The organism is Stenotrophomonas sp. 115C5, assembly GCF_056861055.1.
This window is the reverse complement of sequence record NZ_JBSPUQ010000002.1, coordinates 273,799-289,603: the sequence shown is the minus strand read 5'-3', so window position 1 is coordinate 289,603 and position 15,805 is coordinate 273,799. Positions and strand designations below refer to the sequence as shown.

Annotated in this window: 18 protein-coding genes; 6 read left to right on the top strand and 12 right to left on the bottom strand. The window is 63.0% G+C overall.

The features are described 5' to 3' along the window. Positions 1-198: 198 nt before the first annotated feature. Together AC13FN_RS04745 and speA are read right to left on the bottom strand one after the other, a co-directional pair. Positions 199-519, bottom strand: a complete 321-nt coding sequence (locus AC13FN_RS04745; RefSeq protein ID WP_019661547.1) for a DUF6122 family protein — start codon at positions 517-519, stop codon at positions 199-201. Between the two features lie 36 nt (positions 520-555). Then, a complete protein-coding gene (gene speA / locus AC13FN_RS04740; RefSeq protein WP_012512349.1) occupies positions 556-2,445 on the bottom strand; it encodes an arginine decarboxylase in 1,890 nt (629 codons plus the stop codon). A gap of 191 nt (positions 2,446-2,636) precedes the next feature. Here speA and speE point away from each other — a divergent pair, with 191 nt between their 5' ends. Further along, positions 2,637-3,488 (top strand): polyamine aminopropyltransferase, encoded by an 852-nt coding sequence (speE, locus tag AC13FN_RS04735; protein ID WP_005411371.1) that lies wholly within the window; start codon positions 2,637-2,639, stop codon positions 3,486-3,488. Between the two features lie 135 nt (positions 3,489-3,623). Here speE and AC13FN_RS04730 read toward each other — a convergent pair whose 3' ends face one another. Continuing rightward, a complete protein-coding gene (locus AC13FN_RS04730) occupies positions 3,624-4,529 on the bottom strand; it encodes an aspartyl/asparaginyl beta-hydroxylase domain-containing protein (protein WP_049435834.1) in 906 nt (301 codons plus the stop codon). A 436-nt stretch (positions 4,530-4,965) separates the two neighbouring features. On the opposite strand from AC13FN_RS04730, the gene AC13FN_RS04725 reads away from it, so the two are divergent. Further along, positions 4,966-5,625 (top strand): RIO1 family regulatory kinase/ATPase domain-containing protein, encoded by a 660-nt coding sequence (locus tag AC13FN_RS04725; RefSeq protein WP_401742241.1) that lies wholly within the window; start codon positions 4,966-4,968, stop codon positions 5,623-5,625. A gap of 125 nt (positions 5,626-5,750) precedes the next feature. On the opposite strand, the gene AC13FN_RS04720 is transcribed toward AC13FN_RS04725, so the two are convergent. Next, entirely contained in the window at positions 5,751-6,089 is a 339-nt protein-coding gene (locus AC13FN_RS04720; protein ID WP_478488866.1) for a P-II family nitrogen regulator, read from the bottom strand. Between the two features lie 155 nt (positions 6,090-6,244). Between AC13FN_RS04720 and ubiK the strand changes: the two genes are divergently transcribed. After that, complete coding sequence (gene ubiK / locus AC13FN_RS04715; RefSeq protein ID WP_049456468.1) at positions 6,245-6,496, top strand: ubiquinone biosynthesis accessory factor UbiK; 252 nt, start codon at positions 6,245-6,247, stop codon at positions 6,494-6,496. A gap of 126 nt (positions 6,497-6,622) precedes the next feature. Next, a complete protein-coding gene (gene arr, locus AC13FN_RS04710) occupies positions 6,623-7,057 on the top strand; it encodes an NAD(+)--rifampin ADP-ribosyltransferase (protein WP_329923720.1) in 435 nt (144 codons plus the stop codon). Positions 7,058-7,208: 151 nt separating this feature from the next. On the opposite strand, the gene AC13FN_RS04705 is transcribed toward arr, so the two are convergent. Together AC13FN_RS04705 and AC13FN_RS04700 are read right to left on the bottom strand one after the other, a co-directional pair. Further along, a complete protein-coding gene (locus AC13FN_RS04705) occupies positions 7,209-7,574 on the bottom strand; it encodes a hypothetical protein (protein ID WP_026347203.1) in 366 nt (121 codons plus the stop codon). A 55-nt stretch (positions 7,575-7,629) separates the two neighbouring features. Then, entirely contained in the window at positions 7,630-8,232 is a 603-nt protein-coding gene (locus AC13FN_RS04700; RefSeq protein ID WP_329923777.1) for a DUF998 domain-containing protein, read from the bottom strand. A gap of 645 nt (positions 8,233-8,877) precedes the next feature. Here AC13FN_RS04700 and AC13FN_RS04695 point away from each other — a divergent pair. Together AC13FN_RS04695 and AC13FN_RS04690 are read left to right on the top strand one after the other, a co-directional pair. Next, the gene (locus AC13FN_RS04695) at positions 8,878-9,234 is read left to right on the top strand and encodes a hypothetical protein (RefSeq protein ID WP_094001232.1); all 357 of its coding nucleotides are present in this window, start codon (positions 8,878-8,880) and stop codon (positions 9,232-9,234) included. Between the two features lie 45 nt (positions 9,235-9,279). After that, positions 9,280-9,777, top strand: coding sequence for a cold-shock protein (locus AC13FN_RS04690; protein ID WP_482984598.1), 498 nt, complete (start codon positions 9,280-9,282; stop codon positions 9,775-9,777). A gap of 49 nt (positions 9,778-9,826) precedes the next feature. On the opposite strand, the gene AC13FN_RS04685 is transcribed toward AC13FN_RS04690, so the two are convergent. The 6 genes from AC13FN_RS04685 to AC13FN_RS04660 form a co-directional block, all read right to left on the bottom strand. Beyond that, positions 9,827-11,074, bottom strand: a complete 1,248-nt coding sequence (locus tag AC13FN_RS04685; protein ID WP_482984597.1) for an ABC transporter permease — start codon at positions 11,072-11,074, stop codon at positions 9,827-9,829. After that, positions 11,071-12,378, bottom strand: coding sequence for an ABC transporter permease (locus tag AC13FN_RS04680; RefSeq protein ID WP_482984596.1), 1,308 nt, complete (start codon positions 12,376-12,378; stop codon positions 11,071-11,073). The genes AC13FN_RS04685 and AC13FN_RS04680 overlap by 4 nt, the downstream gene beginning before the upstream one ends. Before the next feature lie 10 nt (positions 12,379-12,388). Beyond that, positions 12,389-13,162, bottom strand: a complete 774-nt coding sequence (locus tag AC13FN_RS04675; RefSeq protein WP_482984595.1) for a class I SAM-dependent methyltransferase — start codon at positions 13,160-13,162, stop codon at positions 12,389-12,391. Continuing rightward, positions 13,152-13,997: a hypothetical protein gene (locus tag AC13FN_RS04670; protein WP_482984594.1), complete on the bottom strand. Its 846-nt coding sequence runs from the start codon at positions 13,995-13,997 to the stop codon at positions 13,152-13,154. Before AC13FN_RS04670 ends, AC13FN_RS04675 begins: the two co-directional genes overlap by 11 nt. After that, entirely contained in the window at positions 13,994-15,241 is a 1,248-nt protein-coding gene (locus AC13FN_RS04665; RefSeq protein WP_482984593.1) for a hypothetical protein, read from the bottom strand. The genes AC13FN_RS04670 and AC13FN_RS04665 overlap by 4 nt, the downstream gene beginning before the upstream one ends. Before the next feature lie 170 nt (positions 15,242-15,411). Beyond that, entirely contained in the window at positions 15,412-15,720 is a 309-nt protein-coding gene (locus tag AC13FN_RS04660) for a hypothetical protein (protein ID WP_482984592.1), read from the bottom strand. Positions 15,721-15,805 lie beyond the last annotated feature (85 nt).

The window sequence follows — 15,805 nt, the reverse complement described above, 5'->3', positions numbered from 1 at the left end:
CGACCAAGGTCGGCATCTACCAAAGCAGTGCATCGGTTCCGCCGACTATCGTGCACCCGGTGTCGACCTTGGCCGACACGCATCAAAAGCGCCGACCAAGGTCGGCATCTACCAAAGCAGTGCATCGGTTCCGCCGGCCACCGTGCCCCCGGTAGGTGTCGTCCTTGGCCGACACGCATCAAGAGCATCGATCAAGCATCAACGGTGGTGCATCCACCAGCAGTCAATCGCGTCCAGCACGATGTGGATGATCAAACCGATGCCGAACAACCGCGTTCTCTTCGGCACGCACAGCCCTGCATAGACCGCGATGGCCGGTGCGGTATGCAGCGGGTGGAAACCGATGCTGCAGCGGTTGGGTGCGTAGATCGGATCGGCCAGCAGGTGGTCCAGATCGATGATCCAGCCCAGCAGCATCAGCAACCACGCCGAGGCGAAGCGCTTGCGCCAGAACAGCCATGCCAGCAGGGCTGGCACGGCGGCATGCAGGAACAGGTGGAAGATCGCGCGCGCGCTCATCGCAACGGTAGCGCCGGGCAAGCCCGGCGCTGTCCATCAGACCAGAGGTTCGTCGGACAGGTAGGTGTAACCGGTCAGGCCGGCTTCCAGTGCCTCCGACAGCTCCTGCGCGCGTTCCGGCGACAGCTGCGCCTCGGCCACGCGCTGCGCATAGGTCGCACGCAGTTCGTCCAGGCGGTAACCCACGTAATCCAGCATCACGTCGGTGGTGTCGCCGCGGCGCTGCTGGGTGATGGCGTAGCCATCGGCGTCGGCCAGCACTTCCACCGCGTCGGTATCGCCGAACAGGTTGTGGATGTCGCCCAGGATTTCCTGGTAGGCGCCGACCATGAAGAAGCCGATGCGGTAGCTCTCACCAGGCTTCATCTTGTGCAGCGGCAGCGAGCTGTCCAGGCTCTCGTTCTCGACATAGGTTTCCACCATGCCGTCCGAGTCGCAGGTCATGTCGGCGATGATGCCGCGGCGGTCCGGGGTTTCGTCCAGGCGCTCGATGGGCACGATCGGGAACACCTGGTCGATCGCCCACACGTCCGGGATCGATTCGAACACGCTGAAGTTGACGAAGTACTTGTCGACCAGGCGCTCGTTCAGTTCGTCCAGCACCGGGCGATGGCTCTTCTCGTCATAGCTCAGGCGCGCACGCACGCCGTGGGCAATGGCGTAGAACAGATCGTCGATGCGCGCACGCTGCGGCAGGTCGATCTGGCCCAGCGCGTAGCTTGCCAGGCCTTCGGCATGGAAATGCTGCGCTTCCTGGAACAGCTCCACCGCCGGGCGCACGTCCAGTTCGTCGTGGATCTCGCGCAGGTGGCGGATCGCCGCCGGCTCGTCATCGTGCTGGTCCGGCACGCGGCCTTCCTGCGCCTCTTCCACTTCCGACACGTTGGCGATCAGCACCGCGTGGTGCGCGGTCATCGCGCGGCCGCACTCGGTCACGATGCGCGGCGGGGTCAGGCCGAACTCTTCGCAGGCATTGGCCAGCGGCTGCACGATGTTGCTGGCGTAGGAATGCAGGCCGTAGTTGATCGAGCAGAAGCTGCGCGAACGGGTGCCTTCATAGTCCACGCCCAGGCCACCACCCACGTCGACGTGGGTGATCTTCGCGCCCAGGCGCGACAGCTCCACGAAGTAGCGGGTGGCTTCGCGCATGCCGTTGGCGATGTCGCGCACGTTGGAGATCTGCGAGCCCATATGGAAGTGCAGCAGGTTCAGGCAGTCGGCGTACTCGGTGTCACGCAGCGACTTCCACAGGTCCAGCAGCTGGCGCGGCGACAGGCCGAACTTGGCCTTGTCGCCACCGCTGTTCTGCCACTTGCCGGCGCCCAGCGAGGCCAGGCGCATGCGCACGCCCAGGCCCGGCTTCACGTCCAGCGCCTTGGACTCTTCCAGCACCAGCTTCAGCTCGGACGGCTTCTCGATGACGATGAAGGTCTGCAGGCCCAGCTTGCGGCCGATCAGGGCCAGGCGGATGTACTCGCGGTCCTTGTAGCCATTGCAGACGATCAGGCCACCCGGACGCGACAGCGCCAGCACGGCCATCAGCTCGGGCTTGCTGCCCGCTTCCAGGCCGAAGCCCTCGCCGTGGTGGCTGGCCAGGGTGCCGGCCACGCCGCGGGTCTGGTTGACCTTGATCGGGTACACGGCGGTGTAGCCGCCGCTGTACTCCCAGTCCTGCTGGGCCTGGCCGAAGGCCGCCTGCAGCTTGCCCAGGCGCTGGCCGAGGATGTCCGGGAAGCGCACCAGCAGCGGCAGCTTGGCACCGGCCGCGCGCGCAGCATCGACCACCTTGGGCAGCGACACCACCGGGCCGTCCGCCCCGGTCGGTCTCACCACCATGTGCCCGGCCTGATCCACGTCGAAGTAACCGTCCGCCCAATGCGGGATCGAGTAGGTCTTGCGGGCTTGGTCGAGGGACCAATCGGTCATTTCAGTCGGCCTTGTTGGCAATAAAAGGGGGGGCATGATAACGCCTATATGCCCACAGGTTCGTTATCATGCGCGCCCGCGCCCGTGACAGGTTTCAACCTGAACGGGCCGATCCGTCCGGATGTGGCATCTGTGCCACGCGGCCCCGCCCGCCAGCCCGGCTCCACCCCTCCGAACAGGACTGTTTTCCAATGACTGACAGCAACAACTGGTACATCGAACACTTCGAGCGCACCGGCTCGGCCATCGGCTACCGCATCACCGGCAAGCTGGACGAGGTGCAGTCGCCGTTCCAGAAGATCGAGATCTTCCAGACCACCGACTGGGGCAACCTGATGACCATCGACGGGGCCATCATGCTGACCAGCAAGGACAACTTCTTCTACCACGAGATGATCAGCCACCCGGTGCTGTTCACCCACGCCGCGCCCAAGCGCGTGGTGATCATCGGTGGCGGCGACTGCGGCACCCTGCGCGAAGTGCTCAAGCACACCGGCGTGGAGAGCGTGACCCAGTGCGATATCGACGAGCAGGTCACCGTGATGGCGCGCAAGCACTTCCCGGAACTGTGCGACTCCAACGACGACGCCCGCGCCGAGCTGCTGTTCGACGACGGCGTGGCCTACATGGCCAACTGCCCGGCCGGCAGCGTGGACGTGGTGATCGTCGATTCGACCGACCCGGTCGGCCCGGGTGAAGGCCTGTTCAACAAGGCCTTCTACGAGAGCTGCTTCAAGGCCCTGAAGGACGACGGCATCCTGGTGCAGCAGTCCGAGTCGCCGCTGATGCAGCTGGAGCTGATCAACGAAATGCGCACCGAGATGGGCAAGGCCGGCTTCGGTTCGTTCAAGACCCTGCCGTTCCCGCAGCCGTGCTACCCCACCGGCTGGTGGAGCGTGACCATGGCGCGCAAGGGCGACAGCAGCTTCGACTTCCGCCAGGCCGACTCGGCCGCCAAGACCTTCAACACCCTGTACTACACCGCCGCGCTGCACACCGGCGTGCTGGTGACCCCGCCATTTGTGCAGGCGGCACTGAAGTAAGGCGTGCCGACCAACGGTCGGCACCCACCCAATGAAAAACCCGCGCTGGCGACAGCGCGGGTTTTTGCTTTCTGTAGAGCCGAGCATGGGCTCGGCTCTACAACATCCCCCGCGCACGACCCGGCGGCGGTTCGCTCAGAGCGCCCAGATACCGGCAATCACCGCCACCACCAGGCCCCACTTGATCACCTGGTAGGCCACCACGCTGCGCTCGCGCAGTGCCTTGGCCTTCAGGCGCACCTTGTAGACACTGCCAAACGCCTTGTTGACGCCACCGGTCGGGTCACCCGGCAGGTTCGGCGAGGCACCGCCGGCCAGCAGCGTAGCCGCCACCGCACGATTGAACAGGCTCGGCAGGCCGAAGCGCAGCGGGCGGGCGATGTCGCAGAACAGGATCACGCGGTCATCGGGCGTCTCGTTGTGCGCGTGGTGGATGTAGGTCTCGTCGAACATCATCCACTCGCCATCGCGCCAGCTCTTCTTGATGCCGTCCACTTCGATGTAGCAGCCGTCGTTGTTCGGCGTGGCCAGGCCCAGGTGCAGGCGCAGCGAACCGGCGAACGGGTCGCGGTGCGGGCGCAGTTCGCTGCCCGACGGCAGCTGCGCGAACATCGCCGCACGCACGTCCGGCAGCGACTCCAGCAGCGCGGTGGTCTTCGGGCACATCGCCTTCGCCGACGGGTGCGACGGGCCATACCACTTCAGGTAGAAGCGCTTCCAGCCACGACGGAAGAACGAATTGAAGCCGGCATCGTTGAACGTGCTGGAGGCGGCGATCTTCTGCGCATCGCGCAGCGCCAGCGCCTCGTCGCGGATCATCTGCCAGTTCTGGCGCAGCGGCTCCAGCTGCGGGAACTCCTTGGCCGGGTCCAGGAACGGCGTAGTCGGCACCTTCGAGAACATGTACATGACCACGTTGATCGGGGCCATGAAACTGGAGTGGTCCAGCAGCTGGCGCGACCAGCGCGCGCGCACCTTGCCACGGAAGTGGATGTACAGCACGCAGGCGACGAACAGCGCTGCAATGACGATTTTGATGATCAAAACACTTTCCTCCAGCCGCAGCCGGAATGGGAAACGGGGCGATGCACGGCCAAGCGGCCAGCACCGGTGGGGACCGCGGCAGGGGACGGGGACGTGCCAGGAAGGGGCGGCCGCCGATGTCGCGAATTAACAGCTTATGGTCGGCAGGCCGTGCGTCGGGGTCAAGCTGGACGTGCGTGGCGTTCAGCGGGCCGCGGATGAACGAAGCGATGCGACACCCAACATATTGATTCTGAAAGAATCGAAGACAAAGTGAGACAGAATTGTCCGATTGGGCGCGACGAACTGTTCCAGCCGCGACCCCGACATTTCTCCGACAAACCGTGGAATAGCGAACTGGCGAGTACTAAAATTAACGAAAACTTAGTAACTCCCTGTAACACCGGTTCGCTTGACGCTTTGCGCCACCCACCGGGTCGTCCGAGACCCCGACATGTATCTTCCTGCTCTCCCCCCCTCCTCCTGCGGCAATGACGCCGCCTCCCCGCTGCTGCTCAAGCGTGGCGAACGTTTCCTGGCCCCCGACGTCTATCGCACCTGCCTGGACGGGCGCGAGGCGGTCATCAAGGACTACTCCCGCTACCGCGGCACTCCCGTTTCACTGATCGCGCGGCTGATGGTGCACCGCGAAGCACGCATGCTGCAGCGCCTCGGCGGCTGGAAGCACGCACCCGCGCTGCTCGGCACCCTGGGTGGCCTGGCACTGGGCATGGAGTTCATTCCCGGCCAGACCCTGAGCACCGCGCAGGCCGTGGGCAATGAAGTGTTCGAGCAGCTGCAGCACGCGCTCAGCCGTTTGCACGCCGCCGGCATCACCCACAACGACCTGCATGGCACCAACGTGGTGGTCAGCGGCGGCGTGCCGGTGCTGCTGGACTTCACCTCCGCCTGGCGCGCCCCGCGCTGGCTGCGCCGCAACCCGCTCAGCCGGCAGATGCGCCGCAGCGACATGAAGAACCTGCTGAAGATCCGCCAGCGCATGACCGGCCAGGCCCCGAGTGCCGCGCAGGCCGCACTGGTGGCCGACCCCGGCTGGGTCGCTGCCGTGCGCCGGGGCTGGAAGCGGTTCTACAAGTGGGCCAAGCGCCGGTAGGGGGCGAGCTCGCTCGACCGCTTTACCGCTCTTTGTAGAGCCGAGCCCGCGCTCGGCTGCTGTTCCTGCATCGCGCGAAATGCAGCCGAGCATAGGCTCGGCTCTACAACATCCCGCCGAACGGGTTACAACGCGTCCGCGTCCAGCTCACCGGTACGAATACGCACCACACTGCCCAGGTCGTACACGAACACCTTGCCGTCGCCAATCTTGCCGGTGCCCGCCGCCTTCACGATGGCCTCAACCACGGCCTCCACCTGGTCGTCGGTCACCGCCACTTCCAGCTTCACCTTCGGCAGGAAATCGACCACATACTCCGCGCCGCGGTACAGTTCGGTGTGGCCCTTCTGGCGGCCAAAGCCCTTCACTTCCGTCACCGTGATCCCGGTAGCCCCACGCTCGGCCAGCGCTTCGCGCACGTCGTCGAGCTTGAACGGCTTGATCACCGCCATGACCATCTTCATCGTCTATCTCCTGTCTTCCGGCGTGGAGGATAGCGCCTGAACGAGGCCCGTGCGAAGCCGCTGCGGCCTGTCCGGGCAATGGGTGCCGGCAGTATCCTTGTGCCCGAACGGCCTGCCCGCGCCGGATGCACGGGCCCACCCCCACGGAGCACCCCATGATCGACCTGAACCACATCGATGACCTCGCCCGTCGCCTCAGCGACCTGGTGCCGCCGGGCCTGCGCGAATCGCGCGAGGAACTGCAGGCCACCTTCAAGAGCGCGCTGCAGGCCGGCCTGGCCAAGCTGGACCTGGTCACCCGCGAGGAGTTCGAAGTGCAGCGCGCCGTGCTGCTGAAGACCCGCGAAAAGCTGGATGCGCTGGAAACGGCCGTGCGCGAGCTGGAAGGGCGCGGCGCCGCAGAATGAAAAAAGGAGGCGCACTGCGCCTCCCGTTTACAGATTATTTCCCGGATGGGGCCTTGCAGCAAGGCCCACCGGGCGCCCTAGACTCGCCGGCCTGTCGATCCGGCAGCACAGAGAGGGGCAGCAGCGATGGCGCAGGACACCGATTGGACACCCGTTTCGCATGACACCTGCGACCAGGTCGACGGGCCGTTCTATCACGGCACCCGCGCTGACCTCGCGGTGGGCGAGTTGCTGAGCGCGGGCTTCCGCTCCAACTATCGCGACAGCGTGGTGATGAACCACATCTACTTCACCACGATTGCCAAGGGCGCCGGGCTGGCTGCGGAGATGGCCCGCGGCGAGGGTCGGCCGCGTGTGTATGTGGTGGAGCCGACTGGACCGTTTGAAGACGACCCGAATGTGACCAACAAGAAGTTTCCGGGGAACCCGACGCGGTCGTATCGCAGTGCGCAGCCGTTGAGGGTGGTTGGGGAGATTGTGGAGTGGGAGCTGTATGACGCGGAGTTCGTCCGGCAGTTGAAGGCGTTTGTTGCTTCGGGGAGTGGGGAGATCATCAATTGAGGGAAGGAGAGACACGTGCTTTGGCCGACGGAGGATCAACGCAGCAGATCGTCGAACGATGTCCGCTCCCGGCCAAGAGCGGACTCTCGCAGTGCCTCGAACAGACCCAACCACAAATTTTCCTGACCTGGAACGAAGTATCGGGCCGGCACTACTTGAACATCTCCAACAGATCCTTGTCTTCATGCCGCTTCTCCCACGTGGAGAGAAAACAGAAGCTCACACCACTTCCCATGGCAGCCTTCTGGAACCCGGCCAGTTCTTCCTTCGTGACCGGGTACTCAACCGGATCAAAGTGCAGAATCCCCCACGGCTTGACGAGAGAGAACCCAGGCAGGAGTTCCGAGAAGATCGCCTTGAGCAGGGGCCGGATACTCGAAAAGTCCTTGATCGGGCCCGCGCGATTGCCAAGGGCATGACACTGACGACGGATGGTCCTGTCTCCACCAACCACGCGCGCAATGAAGTGGTACTGGTGCACTCGAACGTAGATCAGCTGACGGCGAAAGATCTTCATCCCCATCTCAAAGCCACGTGCTCAACAGCCATCCATGCAACTGCATGCCTATCCATCAATGCGCAGGCTCCGCCTTCAGCGCGCTTGAACCCCTTCGCAGCAGGTACAGCGCAACCAGGAACGGCCACAGCGAGTTGATAGACGAGAACACGCGCTGGGTCAGCCCCCTGAACCCTTCCGGGTCCGCTCCCACCACGTTCAACCAGAGATAGACAATCCCCGCGACGCTCACCGTAGCAGTCACGGCGTACGCCCTTCGGTTGGCAGACCACGCGCTCAGTTCGATGTGCGACATCGCCGGTGCAATGATGTTTGCGATACCGATGGTGTAGAAGCCGTGCATCGGATGGCCCATGGGCCAGAGACCGTTGGTCAGCATGGAGATGCCAAAGATCATCCAGCAGATCGCGCCTACGGCAATCCGGCGGCCGGACTCCCGCCATACCCCGATGGCAAACGCCACGAAGCCCACGCCGCAGCCGATGGGGGCAATCCTGGCGCAGATGCTTGCAAGCGTTGGTGCCTGCAGCAGTTCGCTGGCGTGCTGTGCAAGCGGGTTGTAGCCCGGCGCGAACAGGGCGGCAACGCTGGTCCAGAACAGGAACCACGGAAGCGGGACCAGGCCCGCGCAGAGAAGCAGTCGGCTGCGGCGTTGCACGTGCAGTGATCCTTGTTTTGGCCTGCGCCAGTGGGTGGAATCCATTCGAACGCTGCAGAACCTTGCTGCTGTGGGCAGGACGGCCTTGCTTGACTACAGCGGTAGTCAGATTGCGCGCGGCACTCGGTAGGTTCAATAGGCAGGAAGTCATTTAAACCATCCAGCCGATGTCGCAGCGGTTCGGTTGCATGAGCGATCACGCATGCCCGATGGGCGAGTGCTGTCGCATTTGCCGCGCCCTGCATCCTTGACGGAAGGATCTGACGACTCCGTTCCAGAAGTGCCTGTACGCCTAGCCCGCCAAGGCTCTCGCCCCTTTCCGCGCTATGCGACAATGCCGAAAACGTCTCGGGTTTTGGCGGCATTGGCCTCAAGCCCTTGGTATTCCACACAGCCGCGGGTAATCGTTAATGCGCCACCGTGCATCGGTGGTCGGGACTCGAAAACCCGTCGTTGTGATGAAGTTTGCGCTTGCCAGCCGGCATCACCTCGCGTGGTGCCGGCTGGCAATCCGTCTGCCGGCTACGGCGGGCGGGGCGTGGGGGCCTCGTGCCCGCCGGCGATCATCACACACCGGTTTTCGAGCCACGCCCCGTCCGCCACCTTTAACGGTGGCGGCTTCCGCCTGCTTGCACGGAGCCCGCCATGACCACGCCGCACTCCCCTCCCCCGCGCCCCATCCAGGAAGCGCCCTCGGCCGCCCCGGCCCTGGACCCCAACAGCCTCATCGCCATCCTGCACGCCATCGGCGCCGGTGCTGCAGCCGACGGTCAGCCCTGGCCTGAGCGCCATCACCTGCGCAGCCGGCAGATGCAGTTGTCCGACGCCGACTGCGCACTCACCGGCCAGCGCATCGTGCAGGAGATCCTGCTGGCGGCCGAGCGCACGCGCCAGAACGGCGAGCCGGAGCAGTACGTCGGCGACCGGGTGATGGAGGGGCTGGTGATGGCCGATCTGGCGCTGACCGCCTTCATCCACGAGCGGATGCGACCCAAGGACTGAGCGCGCTTATGGCGCGAACCCTTCTGCCTGTGTGCGGGGTGACGAATGAAGAAGCACGGCCTGGCCGCTGCGGCGGCGTGCATCGCGGTGATCGGCGCGATGTGGATGGAGTGGCTCGAACCAGCGGGCGATAAGGTGTGGGCCTATCAGAAGCTGCAGCCGGCCGATTACCGGTTGCTGCACAGTGATGCACTTGGCTTTGTGACCGCGAAGGCCCACGAGGGCTCTGAACTGCACGCGCGCCATGCCGGGGCTACGTCCTTCGAGATCCGATGCAAGGGCGTTCGGGTGCTGGCGGTGGAGAACGCATCGCCGCGTGTGGTGATCCGAATCCCTACGGATGCACTGCGGCGTGCGCCTGACATCGCACACTTGCACGCCAACTTTCGCCGTTTGTTGAGCCAGGCCCCGAACCGCGCACGGTTACTGTGGGCATCTGACGAGCCGTCTTGGCTTGGGGCAAGGTTGCATAGCGCCTTAGGACGCGTGCCCCGCAAGCAGCCGTGCGGGCTCGACGCTACTGTTGACCCGCACCGCTCGTAAGGAACGGTGCGCTGGCAGAGGCATTGGCCGGATGACCGGCCTGTCGGCGTCAGGCCCTGCGCAGGATCGCTACCGGGGCTTCTTTGGCTGCTCGTCGAGCCGGTACAAATGCTGCGGCCTGCCCCAACAGAAGCACCGTGAGTACGCCAATCGCGAGGAATGGCGCTTCGATCCTGGCTACCTCGTAGTATCCGGCCACGGCCATGTTCAGGCCGATGGCCAGTGCGGTACCGACAACAGACCCGGTGGCGGTGAGAATCAGGTTCTCCACCAGGAAGTACCGGAGGATGTCGGATTTCCGGGCGCCCAGTGCGCGCCGGATACCGATCTGCCGATACCGCTTGCGGACCCAGAAGCTGGCCAGTCCGTACACGCCTGTTGCAGTTACCACCAACAGCGCCAACCCGGAACTCAGGAACATGATCGCCATGGTCTGATCGTGGCGGAAGTAGTCGGCGCGCAGCTCGCGGAACGAGGTGCTGCGGGCGATGGTGCGGTTCGCATCGCGTTGCGACAACGCGGCTTCACTGGACGCAATCACGTCCGCCACTCGCCCATCCCCAGCACGGATGGCGAACATCACACGAGGCCCGTCCGGAATCAGCGGCAGGATGAGTGACATGTCGTTGTCTGTATCGGTCTTCAGTACAGGCCGGGAAAGTGTCTTGACGATGCCGACCACTTGGATGGGATGCCGCGCATCGGCATACAGGAACTTGCCGACTGCACCACCCTCCGGAAACAGCTTGTCCGCCAGTGTCTGGGAGACAACGGCCTCGCTCGCCTTGTAGAGCCCGGCATAGTCGGCGCTGGCCTCCATCGGCACAAATGCTCCCGCAGAGAGGTCTCGGCCGGCAACAATGGTCAGACCCAGCACCTTGGCTGCAGGCGAAGATGCCGTGTAGACAGTCGGCTCTGCCTCGACGATGCCGGAGAGATCATTCCCTTCAAGCACCTTGTTGGTGAATCCCACCGTCCAGCTGCGCTGGGAAAGGGGAAGCGATTCTGCTGCGATAGCCTGCTCCACGCCTGGCTGCTGCCGGATGGCCTCCAGGTCGGTCTTGATCGAGGCTGCAGGGTTGGCTGCTGCAGGCCCCAGGTACTCGGTCTCGATGATACCCAGGTTCGCCTCTTCCAGGCCCGTCTTGTAGGTGAGGGTTCCCAACCGCTCGGACAGCAGAAACGCAAGGTTTGTCACACACGCGGTGGCAACCAGCACCTGCACCAGAAGAATGGACGCGATGAAGCGGTTGCGGGTGAGCGCCCGGACGATAAGGGGGAGGTCTGCAATGCTCATTCTGACGCCTTGATCTGCATGGCCAGACGGCCTGAGGTAGCGCGCAGCGCAGGGAAGAACGCAGCAACCACACTGGAGACACACGCCAGGCCCACGGTGAGAGCAGCCATGCTCAGATCCATGTTGGCCAGTGAGGCGTAGTCTTCCGGCTGCATCCGCACAAGGGACAGGCCGGCTTCCGCAACGATCAACCCTACCGCCCCGCCCAGGCCGCCGATGATCAGTGCTTCAGTGCAGAGCTGATAGATGACGTCCTGCCGGCGCGCACCCAGCGCCCGACGGATCGATATCTCATGGGACCGGCGGATGAAGCGGGCGAAGATCAGGGCACTCATGTTCAGCAGGCAAACGATCAGGAAGCCCAGGCAGAGCGCCAGCTGCAGCTTCACCTCGTTGGGGATGATGCGATGCTCGACCAGGAAGTCCTTCAAGGAAACCATGCGCGGCACGGTTGTCCTGTCAAACCTTCCCGCCTGCTGCTGCGTACGTGCGTAATTGCCCAGGAAGCGCTCGTACTGCTCGACATTGGCCGCGTCAGGCAACTCGGCCCAGAACTGGATCCATGATGTGCGGGCGTCCTGCAGGCGATTGATGGGTTTGTCACTACTCCATGAGAAGACGCTGTTGGAAACCGTCATCTGCATTTCTGCCGCGACACCTATCGGGATGAAGAAGTCTTCGCGCCCCTTGAACACGTCCTGCTGAAGGTCCGTATAGAACCGGGGGCGCGGGCTCCACGGACCGGCAACACCCACCACCGTGAATGCTTGCCCCCCAAGCCGAACCGTTGTTCCCACCAGGCCTTCACCGCCCAAACGAGCAGCGAGATCCTGACTCAACACGACAACCCGGGCCTGGGCAGCATCATCTTCACGGCTCCAGGCCCTGCCCTGCGCCACAGGGATGCCGAACATGGCAAACGCATCTGCAGTGACATACTGCCCCTGCGCGAAAAATGGAATCTGCACGCTGCGCTGCGCATCCACCAATAGACGAGCAGATGCCAGCGCGGTCTGATGGGAGGCGGGGCCCTGCCGAAGCAGGTTCTGCGCATCTACCCAGGTGAGGGCCACGCGTGGGTCCATGCCAGGCCTGACCTCGTACGACGCGGGGAGTGCGTCAATAAAGGGGTGATAGAGATGCTCGCTTCGCCCCGGTAGTGGATCCCACGTCATTGTCCGCACGACAGTCAACATCGTCATGCTTGCGCCGATGCCCAATCCCAGCGCCAGGATCAGCGCGGCGCTCATCCCCTTGGTTTCCAGAAGCCTTGTGCGGGCCAGCGCAAAGTAATAGCCGAACATATACGTTGCTCTAATGCAGGAAGGTGGCTGCAGTCGGAATCACGTCGACCGGCTCAATCGAGATCCACGCTGTGCTGTTCTGCACCCTGTCGCAGGCTTCCAGCAGATGCATCAGGCGGAAGCGCGAGCGCTGGATGATCCGAAGGACAACTTCGATGTCTTTCTCGCTTCGATCCTTGAGGAACGCCCTGGGTATCTTGTTCTGATTCAGGGAGTCCACAACGGCTTCCAGGGTCAGGTAGCTGAGCCGCTGGGTTGAGGCACTGTCGATGAAGATTGAGGCGCTTTCCGCCATGCGCGGCAGAAACGCCGCCAGCAAGGCCTGAATGCTGTCCTGGGAGTGGTTGAAGTCGGAAAAGACCATGTCAATTCCGCCGTCAAAGGCGGCGGCCTGGGCAATATCGGCAAAGGCGATCTCCTGCCAGTTGGCAACAACGTGATTCTCGACCCCGGCCCACTGGAATACATGCTTCAGGAAAGCGGGATAGTCCTGCCCCATCTCCCGCAGTGAATCGGCAAGCGGCCCCTGCAGGCCCTCGACAAACCTGATGCCTGGCTCACTGGAGAAGTGCGAACCATTGTCATAGGTGTGAATGACACCGCTGCCGTTCTCCCGCAGTGCACCGGCCATCCAAGCCGCAGTGACGCCAAACCCGGTACCCAGTTCGACCACGATGCGCGGGCGCGTCCGCTTGACCAGGCTGTACAACAGTACGCACAGGTCCTCGCTTCCGTAGGCCCAGCCCATCGACTCGCGCAGCGAGCTCAGCTTCTCAAGCAGCATTCACACCTCCGGCGTTGCAGGCAAGCAACCACGCATCCAATGCAGTCTGCACAGCGGTATCGGCGGCGACGGAATGAAGGTAGGGCGAAAATGCATGGAAGGTGACTGCTTGATCCGTCACGTACAAGAGCATCTCTCCCGCTTCGGAACGGAAGGCCTGTGCAGCTGCTCGCGTCAGCTGCCCACACACAACATCATCGACCTCAACGCTTGCACGGGGAAAACAGATTCCGTTGTAGTCCCGCCCAAGGAACCAGGCAATCACAGGTATGCCCTTTGGCCTGGACACGTGGAACTGATGCCTGCGGCGCTCTTCATCATCAAGCTGTCGTTCCTCCCGCCAGTCAAAAAGCGACCAGACCGACTTCTGCATGGGGTCTTCGATGCGGGACAAGTCTGGTTCTTCGTACCCAAAACTGTAGGCGAATTCAGGCGTATTAGCCTCTGGAAGAGCGCGTTCGATTTCAAGCCACTGCACGTTCAGCGGGGCCAAACATCGGGATACGCCGCGCGTGCCGGTGTCGTGACAGAGGCTCACCCCCAGCGCCAGAAGCGGCTGCAGGCGGATATGGAACCAGCGGGCGTCCACTCCGTGCTCGGCCAGAAACCGTTCGATCTGCGTTCCTTCCAGAGAGAAGACCCGGTTTACCACGTTGGCCCCGCGGAACAGACTCTCAAGATGCGCACTGGGGCTCAAGCGGAGAACCTCGGGCCAGGGCTGATCCTTCATTACCGGTATCAGCTCATCAATGTGCACGGCAGGGACACCCGTAGCCAGCGCCCGCAGCGCAACCGGGTCAAAGTGATCCGCATGGATGACGACTGTTCTGCTCATTGCTGCCACTCCCCATAGCGATACTCTCGCTTCATCTCGGCCTGCATCTGATCAATCATCTGCCCGACCTCACCATTGATGGCATCCTTGCTCATCAACCGACCGCTGAGATCCTGCTCGATCAGGAAGCCGGCGGCGCAGACGGCCAATCTGCGCTGGACGTGGCGCGTGGCGGCTTCACCCAGGTCCGGAGAAATCTCGAGATGACGCTTGAGCAGGCGGTGACACACGTAGTAGACGAAGACCGCGTGGATATAGGAGGAGTCGGGAATGGGATTGCCGGACCACGGAGACACGACACGGTGCCGGTAGTCATTGGCAACGAAGAACCCGTTGGCAAGCTCCCATGCGGCCAGATAGTTGTGGGTGCTTTCATGCATAATGCTTTCCATGCACGCCTCAACCAGAAGTTCCGGGTTATGCGTGTTCAGCAGTCGAATGGAACCTGGCTGCCTCGGCACATGCTCGGAGCCGTAGCGGCCGGCTTCATCGGACGCAACCTCTGCCGACTTGCGCACGGTGATCCGCCGGACGAAGTTGCGGATGAGAAGGCCGTACATGGGTTCTGACCGGTCGATCGCTGCCAGCGCCTCTGCCAGCTTTTGCGAGACATGCTCGCGCTCCGCATCGGTCAGCGGTAGGCACGGTTGGCTCAGCACTCCAAAGCGTGGCTCATGGTGCCGCGCCGGTGGGCTCTCAAGATCGAGCGCGATACAGTCACCCAGCTTCGGCAACTGCCGAAGGGTCCACACGCCCGCGGCATCCTTTTCCGCAACGCAGTCTCCAACCGGACTGTAGAGCTGCCACTGCCGTGCCTCTCTCAGGTACCTGTCGGTCCGTCCCTGCGCCAGCTCGGCGATCGACTTCTCCCGAGCGATGATATCGTGCAGCGCTCCAAGCGCGCGGGCCTGTTCCTCTGCCCTCTCCTCCTGGTCGGCTCCTGACTCCACCCTGCCCTTCCGCGCAGACTCCAGGCACAGATATTGCTCGCAGAATTCGGAACTGAGCAGCACACGGGCTTGGCGATCGGGCCCGATTGACTGGTAAATCTGGTGCATGGCACGAGTCATGACTCCGTACTTCTGGTCAGCAAGCACTTCCTGAAGTCGCGCTCTCATCCTGCGGAGTCTTGACCACAGGATGCCCTCGACGACCGACTCCATGCATTCTGACGTGTCTGCGATCTCCATCAGGCAGATCGGGCTTCTTACATCAGGCCGTTGCGCCTGGGTCATCGAATTCATCTTTCTCCTCCATGCAGTCATCGCCGTCCTCGCTACTTGCTCCTGGCCGCTCTTATCCACCCTTCAAATCCAACTTGAGGCCAAAGATCGAAAACCACCTCCGGCCTCTATAGGCTCTGCATGACAGTGATCTACGTGCAAGGGGCGGAGAGATCCCCGCCCCTCTCCCTTCAGACGTCGAATCGGGAATCGGCGGAACTGCGCGAAGCAAATGCCATCTGCTTGCTCGCCGTGTCATGATGGTGATGCGACCCGATGGAATCGGAGTGATGGTGCCCATCTGCGAGAAGCGCAGATTTTTCGTCTGTGAACTCACTAATGCTCAGGGACTGCATATCCGCCTGGATAGAGGTCGACGCCGCAATGTCATTGACGAAAGTGCTGTTCCGTGCGGCAGCAGATGCCGTGCCTGCGGCCGCAACACCCGCAATGATCAGCGCGAGGGGCGAGAGATTCTTCACAGCAGTGCGTTGGGTCATTTGTCTTTACTCCATGTAATGGTGGGCATTTGATCTTCTGAGCTGCGAACGTGATCAGCGTTGTAGCTCAACTTGATTCAACGAC

What these genes read in the sequence shown, in the direction of transcription:
- AC13FN_RS04745 (WP_019661547.1), bottom strand. Translation starts at nt 519, where the DNA reads ATGAGCGCGCGCGCGATCTTCCACCTGTTCCTGCATGCCGCCGTGCCA.
- speA (WP_012512349.1), bottom strand. Translation starts at nt 2,445, where the DNA reads ATGACCGATTGGTCCCTCGACCAAGCCCGCAAGACCTACTCGATCCCG.
- speE (WP_005411371.1), top strand. Translation starts at nt 2,637, where the DNA reads ATGACTGACAGCAACAACTGGTACATCGAACACTTCGAGCGCACCGGC.
- AC13FN_RS04725 (WP_401742241.1), top strand. Translation starts at nt 4,966, where the DNA reads ATGTATCTTCCTGCTCTCCCCCCCTCCTCCTGCGGCAATGACGCCGCC.
- AC13FN_RS04720 (WP_478488866.1), bottom strand. Translation starts at nt 6,089, where the DNA reads ATGAAGATGGTCATGGCGGTGATCAAGCCGTTCAAGCTCGACGACGTG.
- ubiK (WP_049456468.1), top strand. Translation starts at nt 6,245, where the DNA reads ATGATCGACCTGAACCACATCGATGACCTCGCCCGTCGCCTCAGCGAC.
- arr (WP_329923720.1), top strand. Translation starts at nt 6,623, where the DNA reads ATGGCGCAGGACACCGATTGGACACCCGTTTCGCATGACACCTGCGAC.
- AC13FN_RS04705 (WP_026347203.1), bottom strand. Translation starts at nt 7,574, where the DNA reads ATGAAGATCTTTCGCCGTCAGCTGATCTACGTTCGAGTGCACCAGTAC.
- AC13FN_RS04695 (WP_094001232.1), top strand. Translation starts at nt 8,878, where the DNA reads ATGACCACGCCGCACTCCCCTCCCCCGCGCCCCATCCAGGAAGCGCCC.
- AC13FN_RS04690 (WP_482984598.1), top strand. Translation starts at nt 9,280, where the DNA reads ATGAAGAAGCACGGCCTGGCCGCTGCGGCGGCGTGCATCGCGGTGATC.
- AC13FN_RS04685 (WP_482984597.1), bottom strand. Translation starts at nt 11,074, where the DNA reads ATGAGCATTGCAGACCTCCCCCTTATCGTCCGGGCGCTCACCCGCAAC.
- AC13FN_RS04680 (WP_482984596.1), bottom strand. Translation starts at nt 12,378, where the DNA reads ATGTTCGGCTATTACTTTGCGCTGGCCCGCACAAGGCTTCTGGAAACC.
- AC13FN_RS04675 (WP_482984595.1), bottom strand. Translation starts at nt 13,162, where the DNA reads ATGCTGCTTGAGAAGCTGAGCTCGCTGCGCGAGTCGATGGGCTGGGCC.
- AC13FN_RS04670 (WP_482984594.1), bottom strand. Translation starts at nt 13,997, where the DNA reads ATGAGCAGAACAGTCGTCATCCATGCGGATCACTTTGACCCGGTTGCG.
- AC13FN_RS04665 (WP_482984593.1), bottom strand. Translation starts at nt 15,241, where the DNA reads ATGAATTCGATGACCCAGGCGCAACGGCCTGATGTAAGAAGCCCGATC.
- AC13FN_RS04660 (WP_482984592.1), bottom strand. Translation starts at nt 15,720, where the DNA reads ATGACCCAACGCACTGCTGTGAAGAATCTCTCGCCCCTCGCGCTGATC.